The sequence below is a fragment of the Microlunatus phosphovorus NM-1 genome (genome assembly GCF_000270245.1).
GTDB lineage: Bacteria > Actinomycetota > Actinomycetes > Propionibacteriales > Propionibacteriaceae > Microlunatus > Microlunatus phosphovorus.
Genome location: NC_015635.1, coordinates 4,372,409 through 4,386,390, shown reverse-complemented (window position 1 = coordinate 4,386,390; position 13,982 = coordinate 4,372,409). Strand labels below are relative to the sequence as shown.

9 protein-coding genes are annotated in these 13,982 nt (G+C 66.7%); 8 read left to right on the top strand and 1 reads right to left on the bottom strand.

What is annotated here, in order from left to right; all coding sequences use genetic code 11:
• Positions 1–29: 29 nt before the first annotated feature.
• Complete coding sequence (gene glpX, locus MLP_RS19790; RefSeq protein WP_013864949.1) at positions 30–1,043, top strand: class II fructose-bisphosphatase; 1,014 nt, start codon at positions 30–32, stop codon at positions 1,041–1,043.
• Positions 1,044–1,151: 108 nt separating this feature from the next.
• Positions 1,152–3,857, top strand: coding sequence for a DNA polymerase I (gene polA, locus MLP_RS19785; protein ID WP_013864948.1), 2,706 nt, complete (start codon positions 1,152–1,154; stop codon positions 3,855–3,857).
• A gap of 98 nt (positions 3,858–3,955) precedes the next feature.
• Here the strand turns inward: polA and MLP_RS19780 are convergent, their stop codons facing one another.
• Entirely contained in the window at positions 3,956–5,665 is a 1,710-nt protein-coding gene (locus MLP_RS19780) for a SulP family inorganic anion transporter (RefSeq protein ID WP_013864947.1), read from the bottom strand.
• A 251-nt stretch (positions 5,666–5,916) separates the two neighbouring features.
• Between MLP_RS19780 and rpsA the strand changes: the two genes are divergently transcribed.
• The 6 genes from rpsA to uvrB all read left to right on the top strand — a co-directional run bounded on the left by rpsA (position 5,917) and on the right by uvrB (position 13,483).
• Positions 5,917–7,383 carry a 30S ribosomal protein S1 gene (gene rpsA / locus MLP_RS19775; protein WP_013864946.1) on the top strand — a complete coding sequence of 489 codons (1,467 nt, stop codon included), beginning with the start codon at positions 5,917–5,919 and terminating at the stop codon, positions 7,381–7,383.
• A gap of 390 nt (positions 7,384–7,773) precedes the next feature.
• Positions 7,774–8,367 carry a dephospho-CoA kinase gene (gene coaE / locus MLP_RS19770; RefSeq protein WP_231851352.1) on the top strand — a complete coding sequence of 198 codons (594 nt, stop codon included), beginning with the start codon at positions 7,774–7,776 and terminating at the stop codon, positions 8,365–8,367.
• Between the two features lie 84 nt (positions 8,368–8,451).
• Positions 8,452–9,711: a zinc-ribbon domain-containing protein gene (locus MLP_RS19765; protein WP_013864944.1), complete on the top strand. Its 1,260-nt coding sequence runs from the start codon at positions 8,452–8,454 to the stop codon at positions 9,709–9,711.
• Positions 9,708–10,757 (top strand): hypothetical protein, encoded by a 1,050-nt coding sequence (locus tag MLP_RS19755; RefSeq protein WP_013864943.1) that lies wholly within the window; start codon positions 9,708–9,710, stop codon positions 10,755–10,757. The genes MLP_RS19765 and MLP_RS19755 overlap by 4 nt, the downstream gene beginning before the upstream one ends.
• A gap of 43 nt (positions 10,758–10,800) precedes the next feature.
• Positions 10,801–10,986, top strand: a complete 186-nt coding sequence (locus tag MLP_RS19750) for a hypothetical protein (protein WP_013864942.1) — start codon at positions 10,801–10,803, stop codon at positions 10,984–10,986.
• Positions 10,987–11,383: 397 nt separating this feature from the next.
• Entirely contained in the window at positions 11,384–13,483 is a 2,100-nt protein-coding gene (gene uvrB / locus MLP_RS19745) for an excinuclease ABC subunit UvrB (RefSeq protein WP_013864941.1), read from the top strand.
• The last annotated feature ends 499 nt before the right edge of the window (positions 13,484–13,982 follow it).

Genomic DNA, 13,982 nt, shown 5'->3' with positions numbered 1-13,982 from the left:
CCTGGACACCCGAACAAAGGACCCCAGCCATGACCGCCATCCAGACAATGACCGCCACCCAGACCCGCATCGGCCCCGACCCGGACCGCAATCTCGCCCTCGAACTCGTCCGGGCCACTGAGGCCGCCGCCATCAACTGCTCCCGCCTGCTCGGCTTCGGCGACAAGAACGCCGTCGACGCGGCTGCCGTGGATGCCATGCGCCCCGTTCTCGGCACGGTCCGGATGAACGGCGTCGTCGTCATCGGTGAGGGCGAGAAGGACGAGGCGCCGATGCTCTACAACGGCGAACGAGTCGGCGACGGCACCGGTCCGGAGTGGGACATCGCCGTCGACCCGGTGGATGGCACCACACTGACCGCCAAGAGCCTGCCGGACGCCGTCAGCGTGCTCGGGGTCTCGCCGCGCGGCACGATGTTCAACCCCGGCCCGGCCGTCTACATGTACAAGCTCGTCGTACCCGGTCTCGTGGCTGACGCCATCGACATCGACGCGCCCCTGGCCGACACTCTCAGCCGGATCGCCAAGGCCACCGACCGATCGGTCTCCGACCTGACCGTCGCCGTGCTGGACCGTCCGCGGCACGAGCAGCTCGTGGCCGAGATCCGTCAGGCCGGCGCTCGGATCCGATTCCTGCTGGACGGCGACGTGGCCGGCGCGATCATGGCCGTCAGCCCCGGCACGGGCGTGGACCTGCTGGTCGGCGTGGGCGGCACGCCTGAAGGTGTGCTGGCGGCCTGCGCCCTGCGCTGCCTGGGCGGGGAGCTGATCGGTCGGCTGACTGCGCGCGACGCCGACGAGAAGCGGGCGATCATCGACGCCGGCTACGACCTGGACCAGGTGCTGACCACTACCGATCTGGTGTCGGGGAACAACGTGTTCTTCGCCGCGACGGGCGTCACCGACGGGGCGCTGCTTCAGGGTGTCCGGTTCGAGTCGAATCGGATCACGACCCACTCGCTGTCCATGCGCTCCCGATCGGGCACCGTACGGCTGATCGAGGGGCGCCACGACCCGGAGCGCTCGCTGCTCGTCAACCACTGAGGCGAGCGAGCTGACGTAGCTTGGTGATGCGGGCGCAGCGCTGTGTCAGGGGGCGCGGATAGAGTCACCTTCGTGCCTGTGAAGAAAGCTGCTGCCCCGACGAGCGCGATGCCCGAGCGGCCGAAGCTGTTGTTGATCGATGGCCATTCGGTGGCATACCGGGCGTTCTTCGCGCTGCCGGTGGAGAACTTCTCGACCCAGACCGGGCAGCACACCAATGGAGTGTTCGGGTTCACGTCGATGCTGATCAACGTGCTGCGGGACGAGGTGCCGACTCACCTGGCGGTGGCGTTCGACGTCTCCCGCAAGACGTTCCGCTCCGAGATCTACACCGAATACAAGGCGAATCGGTCGACCAGCCCGGACGAGTTCAAAGGGCAGGTGGACCTGGTCAAGGAGGTGCTGGACGCGCTCAACGTGCCGCATGTGGCCGTCGATGGTTACGAAGCCGACGACGTGATCGCGACGTTGGCGACCCAGGCTGAGGCCGCGGACTACGACGTGCTGATTTGCACCGGCGACCGGGACGCGTTCCAGTTGGTGTCGGATCGGGTCACCGTGCTCTATCCGCGTCGCGGTGTCTCCGATCTGGCCCGGATGACCCCGGCCGCGGTGGAGGAGCGCTACTTCGTCCCGCCGACTCGCTACCCGGAGCTCGCGGCGCTGGTGGGTGAGTCCAGCGATAACCTGCCGGGCATTCCGGGCGTCGGGCCCAAGACAGCGGCGAAATGGCTGGCAGCCTACGACGGCCTGGACAACCTGATCACCCACGCGCCGGAGCTGAAGGGCAAGGCGGCCGAGGCGTTCAAGGAGCGGATCGACGCCGTACGCCTGAATCGCCAGGTGAACGCTTTGGTTCGCGACCTGGAACTGCCGGTGGGCGTCGACGATCTCGGGCGTCAGCCTTGGGATCGCGAGGCCACGCACCAGTTGTTCGATCAGCTGGAGTTCCGGGTGCTGCGCGATCGGCTGCTGGAGGCACTGCCGAACGAGGAGATCGTGCCCGAGGGCGGCTTCGAGCTGTCCGGCACGATCCTCCAACAGGGCGAGCTCGCCGACTGGCTGGCCGAGCATGCCGCCGGCGACCGCACGGGTCTGGACGTGATCGGGCACTGGGGGTCCGGCAGCGGCGACATCGCCAGCATCGCCTTGGCGGCTGCCGACGGAGCTGCAGCGTACGTGGATGTCACCGAGCTGCTGCCCGCCGATGAGAACGCGCTTGCCGACTGGCTGGCCGATCCTGGCACAGGCAAGGCGATGCACGACGCGAAGGGCCCGCTGCTGGCGCTGTGGGCCCGTGGTTGGGAGTTGGGCGGCCTCACCTCGGACACGCAGCTGGCCGCCTATCTGGTGCGCCCGGATCAACGGACGTTTGACCTGGCCGACCTGACCATCCGCTATCTCAAGCGGGAGCTCAAGGTCGACTCGGGTCCGGATGCCCTCAACCCTGGGGCCGACGACCAGCTCGCCCTGGACTTCGGTGACGACGACTCCGGTGCCGAGATCGCGGCCGAAGCGGCCATGGTGCGGGCACGCGCGGTGATCGACTTGGCCGACGCGCTGGACGCCGACGTCGAGGCACACAACGGCACCAGCCTGCTCTACGGGGTGGAGCTCCCGCTGCAGCGCACCCTGGCCCGGATGGAGCGAACCGGTGTCGCGGTCGACGTCGGCCTGCTCGAAGCGCTGGAGGCCGAGTTCGACTCCACCGTCAACCGGGCGGCCGACGAGGCGTTCCGGATCCTCGGCAAGCAGATCAACCTCGGCTCGCCCAAGCAGCTGCAGGTGGTGCTGTTCGACGAGCTGAAGATGCCCAAGACCCGGCGGACCCGCACCGGCTACACCACCGATGCGGAGGCGCTCCAGCAGCTGTATGCGAAGACCGAGCACCCCTTCCTGCAGCAGATGCTGATCCACCGCGACGCGATCCGATTGCGTCAGACGGTCGAGGGGCTGCTCAAGTCGATCTCCGACGACGGCCGGATCCACACCACGTACGCCCAGACGATCGCCGCGACCGGCCGGCTGTCCAGCACCGACCCGAACCTGCAGAACATCCCGATCCGCACCGAGGAGGGTCGCAGGATCCGCGAAGCCTTCGTCGTCGGGCCGGGGTTCGAGTCGCTGATGAGCGCGGACTACTCCCAGATCGAGATGCGGATCATGGCTCATGTCAGCGCCGACGAGGCGCTGATCGAGGCGTTCAGGTCCGGCATGGATTTCCACACCGTGACCGCGTCGCGGGTCTTCGGCGTGGCGCCGGACGAGGTCTCGCCGGGGGAGCGGGCAAAGATCAAGGCGATGAACTATGGACTTGCCTACGGACTGAGCGCCTACGGGCTGTCCCAACAGCTCGGCATCGACACCTCCGAGGCCAAAGCGCTGATGGAGGAGTATTTCGAGCGCTTCGGTGGAGTGCGGGACTATCTGCGTTCCCTGGTCGTCGAGGCCCGCCGGACCGAATACACCGAGACGCTGCTCGGCCGGCGTCGCTATCTCCCAGACCTGATGAGCGACAACCGGCAGCGCCGGGAGATGGCCGAGCGGATGGCGCTCAACGCACCCATCCAGGGGTCGGCCGCCGACATCATCAAGGTGGCGATGCTCGACGTCGAGAAGGCGCTCGACGATGCCGGGATGCACAGTCGGATGCTGCTCCAGGTGCACGACGAGCTGGTCTTCGAAGTCGCGCCGGGGGAGGCGGAGTCGCTCACGGAATTGGTCCGGAACAAGATGGGCCAAGCCGTTGAGATGGAGGTGCCGCTCGACGTTTCGGTCGGCATCGGCCATTCCTGGCATGCGGCCGCTCACTGATCGAAGAGAACTTGTCGGGCGAACCTGATGGATTCGCGCTCCGACTGGACTCGACACGCCGATGAAACCCCGCCCGGGCTCAGGTCGGGTCTGATATATCACTTCTCGTGGTCGGGCCCGGACGCGCGATAGCCGGCGACGGCAGCCTCGACCGTGTCGTAGACATGATCGATGTGGAGCAGTCGCAGAATGCCGAGCCGGGCGAGCATCTTGCGCAGCTCGGGATCGACGCCGGCGAGAGCGAAGACGGCGCCACGGTTGTGGACGAAGGTGACCAGCTCGTGCAGCGCTGCACCGGCTGAATAGTCCGCATCGGTGATGGAGGAGCAGTCCAGCACCAGCCAGCGGACGGGATCCGGGGCCGAGGTGATGATCTGCCGCACGCTGTCGGCGAACTGGTTCGCGTTGGCATAGAACAGGTCGGCGTCGTAGCGGAACACCACCAGCCCTGGCGAGCTCTGCATCCCGGGCTCGGCTGGCCGGTAGGAGGGTTCGCCGTCGGCGTCGAGACTGATCACGAAGCGGTGCGGCCGATACTGCCGGCGTACCAGGTTGAGCAGGGACAGCGCCACCGCGAGCACGATGCCGTGCTGAACACCGGCGACCAGCACGACGACCGCAGTCACCACCGCGATCACGAACTCGCTGCCGCGCACCAGCCGTACGCGCTCGAGGCCTCGGAGATCGATCAGGTCGACGGCGATCAGGAACACGATGGCACCCAGCACCGGTCGCGGCAGCTCGGCGAGCACCCCGGTGAAAAAGAGCAGGATGACCAGGACGACACCAGCCATGGTGAGGTTGGCGACCTGAGTGCGGGCCTGCTGTTCGTCCAGGATCTGGGTCTTGGTGGGACTGCCGTTGACCACGAAGGTGCCGCTCAGTCCGGCCGCCAGGTTCGCGGCACTGAGCCCGACGATGTCGCGGTTGACGTCGACCCGCTCGCCGTGCCGGCTGGCGAAGCTTCGGGAGGTGGCTGCGCTCTGCGCGATGATCAGGACGAAGCAAGTGATGGCCGTCGGCAGAACGCGGGTCACATCCGACCAGCCGATCCCGCTCGGCAGCCCGAGTGGTGGGAACCCGCCTGGTATCGGCCCGACCACCGCCACGCCACGCGCCGACAGGTGCAAGGTCGATGACACGATGATCGAGATGACGACGGCGAGGATCGCTCCTGGCACCTTCGGCGCCAGTCGCTTGCCGCCGAGGACCAGCACGATGGTGCCGACCGCAAAGGCGAGCGAGAGCAGATCGGTCTCACCCAGATGGGAGAGCAGGTGGGCCTGCTGTTCGAGCCAGCTACCGCTGCCCTTGGAGATGCCGAGCATCTCCGGCAGCTGACCGACGCCGACCTGGATCCCGACGCCGGTGAGGAAGCCGATCAGCACCGATGCGGACAAGAAGTCGCCGAGAAAGCCCAGCCGGAGCAGTCGCGCCAACACCAGCAGTCCGCCGCTCACCAAAGCGATCAGGGAGCCGAGCGCGACCCAGTGTGGGGAGCCGGGCACCAGAGTGCTGACTCCCAGACCGGCCAGGCCGCTGGCCAGGATCGCTGCGGTCGCGGAGTCCGCTCCGACCACGAGCAGCCGGGATGAGCCGAGCAGCGCGAACAAGATCGTCGGGAACAAGACCGTATACAGACCGGTGACCACCGGCATCTGGGCGATCGAGGCGTACCCCATCGTCTCGGGGATCGCCACGGCGGCCAGCGTGAGACCGGCCAGCACATCGGCTCGCAGCCACGACCGCTGATAGCCTCGCAAACCCGATGGGATCAGCCTCCGCCAGGTCTGCTGCTCGTCAGCCATCCGACCTCCGCTGATCCTGCCCGTTCCCGCCGTCGTGCTCCAGCATCCCACCGGAGGAAGGTTTGACCGGCTTTCGCTGGGGCGAGTAGTCTGGGCTGTCGCTGTGGCCTGCGCGACTTCGGACGGAGTAGGTCACGCTCGTACGGGCCCTAGATCGTCGTCAGTAAATCGCTCGCCTCGGTTGTTGGTTTGGTACGGACCGGGCTGCAGCGTCGCACGAACTAGTCCCATCCCTATCGGAGCTTCACTACATGACGTCCTCTCTCGAGGCACCACCCCAGGTCGCGATCGACGACCTCGGTTCGCCCGAAGCCTTCCTCGCGGCTATCGACGCAACCATCAAGTACTTCAACGACGGTGACATCGTCACCGGCACCGTCGTCAAGGTCGACCGGGACGAGGTCCTCCTCGACATCGGTTACAAGACCGAAGGTGTCATCCCTTCCAAGGAACTCTCCATCAAGCACGACGTCGACCCCTTCGAGGTGGTCAGCGTCGGTGACGAGATCGAAGCGCTCGTCCAGCAGAAGGAGGACAAGGAAGGCCGCCTGATCCTGTCCAAGAAGCGGGCTCAGTACGAGCGCGCCTGGGGCACCATCGAGCGGATCAAGGAGGAGGACGGCGTCGTCACCGGCTCCGTCATCGAGGTCGTCAAGGGCGGCCTGATCCTCGACATCGGTCTGCGCGGCTTCCTGCCTGCGTCGCTGGTCGAGATGCGCCGGGTGCGCGACCTGCAACCGTACGTCGGCCAGGAGCTCGAGGCCAAGATCATCGAGCTGGACAAGAACCGCAACAACGTGGTGCTGTCCCGCCGGGCGTGGCTGGAGCAGACGCAGTCCGAGGTGCGGCAGAACTTCCTCACCCAGCTGCAGAAGGGCCAGATCCGCAAGGGTGTGGTGTCCTCGATCGTCAACTTCGGTGCCTTCGTGGACCTGGGTGGCGTGGACGGCCTGGTGCACGTCTCCGAGCTGTCCTGGAAGCACATCGATCATCCCTCCGAGGTGGTCGAGGTGGGCCAGGAGGTCACCGTCGAGGTGCTGGACGTCGACATGGACCGCGAGCGGGTCTCGCTGTCGCTGAAGGCGACCCAGGAGGATCCGTGGCAGGCCTTCGCCCGGACCCACCAGATCGGTCAGATCGTGCCGGGCAAGGTCACCAAGCTGGTGCCGTTCGGTGCGTTCGTCCGCGTCGAGGAGGGCATCGAGGGCTTGGTGCACGTCTCCGAGCTGGCCGAGCGGCACGTCGAGATCCCCGAGCAGGTCGTCGGCGTCAACGACGACGTGATGGTCAAGATCATCGACATCGACCTGGAGCGGCGCCGGATCTCGCTGTCGCTGAAGCAGGCCAACGAGGGTGTGGACGCCCACGCCGACGAGTTCGACCCCACGCTGTACGGCATGGCGGCGAGCTACGACGACCAGGGCAACTATCTCTACCCGGAGGGCTTCGACCCGGAGACGGGCGAGTGGCTCGAAGGGTTCGAGGATCAGCGCGCGGCCTGGGAGCAGCAGTACGCCGAGGCCCACGCTCGCTGGGAGGCCCACAAGAAGCAGGTCGAGGAGGCCGCCACCGAGGCGACCACCGCGGCCAGCACCGCTGGTTCCGCGTCGTACTCCTCCTCCAGCAACGACAGCCGGCCGTCGGCCGCGCCGGAGGGCTCACTGGCCTCCGACGAGGCCCTGCAGGCCCTGCGGGAGAAGCTGACCGGCGGCGCCTGATCGCCTGATCGGCTGAGTCGATCGGCTCGCCCGATCGACCACGAGTGGTAGCAGAACGGCCCCGTACGCTCCGGCGTACGGGGCCGTTTGCCCGCGCTCGCTGGGATCGCCCTCAGACCCGGCTACTTCGTCGTCGTTCGGAGAGGAAAGAGCGCCTCTCCTCTCTCCTCCTCAGCACGCCGGCGGGCGATCCCGGCCGCTCGCGCTCAGATGTTGGCCCGCGCTCGCTGGGATCGCCCTCAGACCCGGCTACTTCGTCGTCGTTCGGAGAGGAAAGAGCGCCTCTCCTCTCTCCTCCTCAGCACGCCGGCGGGCGATCCCGGCCGCTCGCGCTCAGGTGTGGGTGGGCGTCCTGTCTCGGAACGGACTAGCCTGCCCAGGGTGTTGCGAGTGGGACTGACCGGGGGGATCGCGTCGGGCAAGACGACGGTCTCGGATGCGTTGCGCGAGCACGGTGCGGTGGTGATCGACGCCGACGTGTTGGCTCGGGAGGTCGTGGAGCCCGGCAGCCCAGGGCTCGCCGCGGTGGCAGCGCGTTTCGGGCCTGAGGTGCTGACCGAGGACGGCCGGCTGAACCGAGCAGCACTGGGCCAGATCGTGTTCGCCGACGCCGGGGCGCGCCGCGACCTCGAGGCGATCATCCACCCCGCCGTACGAGCGCGTGCGGCGCAGATCGAGGCGGCCGCCGCCCCGGACGCGGTGGTGGTCCAAGTCATCCCGCTGCTGGTCGAGACCGGTCAGCATGACGACTTCGACGTGCTGGTCGTGGTGGACGCCGAACCGGATCGCCAGCTCGGCCGGCTGCGGCAGCGCAATGGATTGGATCCCGAGGCAGCTCAGGCGAGGATCTCCGCGCAGGCTGCTCGTCACGAGCGCCTGGCGGTGGCCGACATCGTCCTCGTCAACAACGCGGACCGGGACGATCTGCGCCGGCAGGTCGACCGGCTATGGGTCGAGCTGCAGGCCCGTGCCACCGTCGGCTGACATACTCACTCGGGTCCGGGATGGGCGAGGGAGGCCACCCGGAACGCAGGATCCCATCGTCACGTACTGCAGGAGGACTGTCCGTTGAACTGTCCCCGGTGTCACGCCGAACTGCCCGACGTAGCCCATTTCTGCCACGTCTGCGGTCAAGACATTCGTTCTGATGACCTGACCCGGCGCCGGTCGTTCGCGGCCAAACCCGACGAGCCGGTGGCCTCGTTCTCACTGATCTCGACGATCATGCCGCGTGGTGCTGTCGATCGACCTCAGACCTATCGGATCGGGCTCACCATCTCCCTGGTGGTGGCGCTGATCGCCGCCATCTTCGGAGCGCTGCCGATCGCGATCCTGGTAGCGGCCTTCGCCATCCCGATCGTCTACATCGTCTATCTCTACGACGTGAACCTCTGGGACGACGAGCCGATCCCGGTGACCGGGTTCGCCTTCGGACTGACGGGCGTGCTGACCGTGGCCTTCACGATCGTCGTGATGCTGGTGCAGCGTCCAGCGCTGCCGACGACCGCCATTGACGGGACCGACCTCACCGAAGGCCCGAGCGTGTGGACCTTTCTGCTGGTGGCGTTGATCGTGCCGATCGTCGGCGAGGCGATCCGACAGGTGGGGCCGGTGCTGCTGGCGAGCCGTCCGGAGTTCGACGATCTGATGGATGGGCTCACGTTCGGCGTGATCAGCGGCGTCGCGTACGCCAGCTTCGACACGATCGTCCGGTTCTGGGACCTGCTGATCGGCGGCCGGGCGGAGACCGATCCCGGACTCTGGATGTCCCTGATCTTCCTGCACGGCTTCGTCAAACCGCTCGTGCTGGGGACGGCGACCGGTATCGCCTGCGCGGAGTTCTCGGGCTTGGGCCGCGGCTATGACGGTTTCACCCCGCGCTACTACCGTGGCCTGGTCGAGGCGGTGCTGGCCAATATCGGCTTCTGGGGTGGCCTCTATCTGTTCTCCTTCGTCGGGAATCCGACCGTGTCGGTCCTGTTGGCCACGATGTGGGGGCTGCTGATCCTCGGGATCCTGATCTTGCGGGTACGCAATGTGCTCCATGCCGGTCTGATGGAAGCGGCGCTGGAACAGTCCGCACGTCAAGCTGGAGTCGGGGAGCACGGCGAATTGCACTTCTGCGCTCGCTGCGAGATGCCGTTGCTCGACGACGCGTCGTTCTGCACCGCCTGCGGCCTGGCTGTGCGTACGCAGGCGAAACCCCACCGGATGCCCGTCGCTGCCGGCTCACCCCCGCCAACTCCCTCGTCAGCTCCTCCGACGGCTGATGCGGCCGACGAAGACGCCAACTCGAACCCACGCCAGGACGAGGAGGGTCAGGCATGAGCCAGAATCCTCCGTGGCCGTCGCAGGGCCGCTACCCGCAGCAGGGTCAGCCGCAGCAGGGTCAGCCGCAAGGCGGTTACCCGCAGCAACCACCACCGCAGGGCGGCTATCCCCAACCTGGCTACCCGCCACCGGGCCAGCCTCCTCAGGGCCAGCCGCAGGGTGGCTATCAGCCGCAAAGCTATCTGGGACCGTTCCAGGGTCAGCCGCCGCAAGGTGGCTATCCGGGTCAGGGCGGTCAGGGTGGCGGCTATCAGCCTCCGCCTCAGGGACCGTACGGGCCTCCGCAGGGCACGCAGCCACCGCGTCGTAGCACTGGGGTGATCATCGGCATCGTGGTCGCGGCCGTGGTGCTGCTGGTGGCGGTCGGCGGCATCGTGATGGCACTGGGCGGCCGGGGCGGCGACGAGCCGGTGAGCACGATCACACCGAGCCCGCTGCCGATTCCGAGTGGTGATCCCACGACTCAGCCCACGACGGCTCCGACCGAGACGCCGGGACCCCAGCCGAGCCAGCCTACGACGCCCCCGACCACGGCTCCTCCGACGACGGCACCCCCGACCAAGAAGCCGACCGCGCCGCCGAGTGGAGACTCGATCGACCTCGGCCATGGGGTCAAGCTGATACCGGCTGCCGACTGGCAGGTGCGGAGCAAGAAGAAGAGCGCCGTGCAACTCGCCAACGGCCGGGACATCTTCCTCGGCGTCGTCGCCATGGACGAGCCGGGCAGCAGCCCAAGCCAGACCTGCGACGGCTACCACCGGGAAGTCGCCAAGCAATACACCAACGGCAAGTTCTCGGATCCGAAGAAGGTCGACCTCGGCACTTCGAAGTTGAAGGGAGCCACGTGCGCGGCCCAGGTCACGCTGACCAACGGTGGCGATGCGCTGCAGGTCTACATCTATTCCCTGGTCTCGGTCCGCACCGACGGCCTGACCGTGGTCGGCTCGCTGTATTTCACCGACGACTCCGATCTCAAGGATCTGAACAAAGACTTCAGCGCGATGGTGAACTCCATGCTGAGGACCCAGGTCGCGGGTGGCTGAGCCGCTTAGGGTCGATCCATCGGTCTAGCGAAAGGTGAGTGTGATGACGTACTGCGACACGGTGCTGTCGATGAGCGACGAGGACATTCGTCAACTACCTGCGGCTGTCTGGGACGACCTCAAGAAGCAGGTGACCGACGAGGCCGCCGACGCCCGGAACGCCGCTGAGCGAGCGAAAAGCGAGGAAGCGCTGCAGAAGCTCGCTCGCCGCTCCAACGGCGACCTGTAGGAGCTGTGGTCGTCGGCGGTCCTTCGTTGACGGCGACCGGTTTCGACTCCGGACCCTCTACTGGCGCTCCGCACCATTTCGATCGGGCCTGACCCGACTCCGCACCAGCTGGGTCATCCGCGCACCGGGCACGCCTGGTGCGGAGTCGCATCAGCTGGTGCGGAGTCGATGCCGGGCTGGGGATAACGGCCGCTGGGACCGCGCCAACCCGGCGGTTGGGCGTGTCAGGCGTGCGGTTTGCGCCCGCGGGCTGCAGACGACCGCGAATTGAGCGGAAGGTCCGGTACGCATGGCGCCGGCGGGCCACGAACGACCATGGCTGGCGACGGGGTCTGTGGAGCGCAGTCGAGTAGCGAGTGACGAAGAGACTGTCAGTGGCTCGTCGTAGTCTCGCAGCATGCGTCCGATCGAAGACCTGTTGCGCTCAGTGGCACCGCTGAAGGTGGTGAGCGACTTCGAGCCGTCCGGTGACCAGCCGCAGGCGATTGCCGAGCTGGAGCGCCGGATCGAAGATGGTGAGAACGACATCGTGCTGCTCGGTGCGACCGGCACCGGCAAGACGGCGACGGTGGCCTGGCTGGCGGAGCGGCTGCAGCGACCGATGCTGGTGATGCAGCCCAACAAGACGTTGGCTGCCCAGTTCGCCAACGAGCTGCGGCAGTTCTTCCCCGAAAACGCGGTGGAGTATTTCGTGTCCTACTACGACTACTACCAGCCGGAAGCCTACGTTCCACAGACCGACACCTACATCGAGAAGGACTCCTCCCTGAACGAGGAGGTCGAGCGACTCCGGCACTCGGCTACCAACTCGTTGCTGACCAGGCGAGACGTGGTCGTGGTGGCGACGGTCTCGGCCATCTACGGACTGGGTACCCCCCAGGAGTACGTCGATCGGATGGTTCGGCTGCGACTGGGGGAGGAGCATGATCGAGACACGCTGCTGCGACGCCTGGTCGGGATCCAGTACGCGCGCAACGATCTGGCCGGTACGCGCGGCACGTTCCGGGTGCGCGGCGACACGCTCGAGGTCTTCCCGATGTATGAGGAGCTTGCGGTTCGGGTCGAGTTCTTCGGCGACGAGATCGAGAATCTGTCCACGCTGCATCCGCTGACCGGCGAGGTGGTGACCGACCATGACAACGAGGTCTATCTGTTTCCGGCCAGCCATTATGTCGCCGGCCCGGAGCGGATGGAGCGGGCGATCGGTGGCATCGAGCACGAGCTGGGCGAGCGGTTGGCGGAGCTGGAGCAGCAGCAACGGCTGTTGGAGGCCCAGCGGCTGCGGATGCGCACGTCGTACGACATCGAGATGATGCGCCAGATCGGCACCTGCTCCGGCATCGAGAACTACTCCCGGCACATCGACGGCCGTGGCCCGGGCTCGCCGCCGAACTGTCTGCTCGACTACTTCCCCGAGGACTTCCTGCTGGTCATCGACGAGTCGCATGTCACCGTGCCGCAGATCGGCGGGATGTATGAGGGCGACATGTCCCGGAAACGGACCCTGGTCGACCACGGGTTCCGACTGCCGAGCGCGATGGACAACAGACCGCTCCGGTTCGAGGAGTTCGTCGAGCGGATCGGGCAGACGGTCTATCTGTCCGCGACCCCTGGCAACTATGAGCTGGCCAGGTCGGATGGCTACGTGGAGCAGCTGATCCGGCCGACCGGGCTGGTCGACCCGGAGGTGATCGTCAAGCCCACGCACGGTCAGATCGACGACCTGATGGCCGAGATCCGGTTGCGCGCCGAGCGAGATGAGCGGGTGCTGGTCACCACGCTGACCAAGAAGATGGCCGAGGATCTCACCGACTATCTGCTGGAGCACCAGATCAGGACGCGCTATCTGCACTCCGAGGTGGACACGTTGCAGCGGATCCAGTTGCTCCGCGAGCTGCGGATGGGGGAGTACGACGTCCTGGTGGGGATCAACCTGCTGCGCGAGGGCCTCGACCTGCCGGAGGTGTCCCTGGTCTCGATTCTGGATGCCGACAAGGAAGGCTTCCTGCGTAGCGAGAAGAGCCTGATCCAGACCATCGGCCGGGCCGCCCGAAACGTGTCCGGTCAGGTGCACATGTACGCCGACAAGATCACCGACTCGATGGCCGCCGCGATCGAGGAGACCAATCGGCGGCGTGAGAAGCAGGTGGCGTACAACCTCGAACACGGCATCGATCCGACGCCGCTGCGGAAGAAGATCGCCGACATCACCGACATGCTCGCTCGTGAGGACGCCGACACCGACGAGTTGTTCAGCGGTCGCAACGGCCGCCGACAGAAGACCGCGGTGCCCAGCCTGGGCATGAAGGACGCCAGCAAGACGGCGCGGAACCTGGCCGGTATTCCGGCTGGAGACCTGGCCGACCTGATCCAGGATCTGACCCAGCAGATGCACGCGTCTGCTGCCGACCTGCAGTTCGAGGTGGCGGCGCGGCTGCGTGACGAGATCGCGGAGCTGAAGAAGGAGCTCAGGCAGATGGTCGAGGCGAGCCGCTGATTGGACGCTCCGGCGGCTGCGACTCGAGTCTTGCCCACCTCGCTCCGCAGGCTCCGCTCGGAACGCCCACCACTCCCTGACTCGAGTCGCAGCCGCCAAAGCGTCCACCTGGTTGAGGTCGATGGCGGGCGAGGCTGGCTCGGAACGCCCGACCAGGCCCTGATCCGGCCAGGGCACCAACTCCTTCGTGCGCCAGCTCGTTCTGGTGAGGTTGACGGCGGCTCGCCCGATAGTGGGACAAATGAGCGGTTCAACTGAGGTCATACGGCGTGTCGGACCCGTTTACGCGATTGAACCGCGGATTTGTCACGGATTCGACAGCTACCGCCCGGATCGGACGGCATCCGCCGCGGTCCGCGCCCCAGGGACGTGGTCTGACTCACAGGATTTCTCAGGTTGGGGTGTGGCCTGAGATACTGGATGCGGAGGGGAGTATTCCTTCGCGTCGTATCGTCAGCACGGACGCTCGCATCCCATCAACGACAACGTAGGTCGTCGG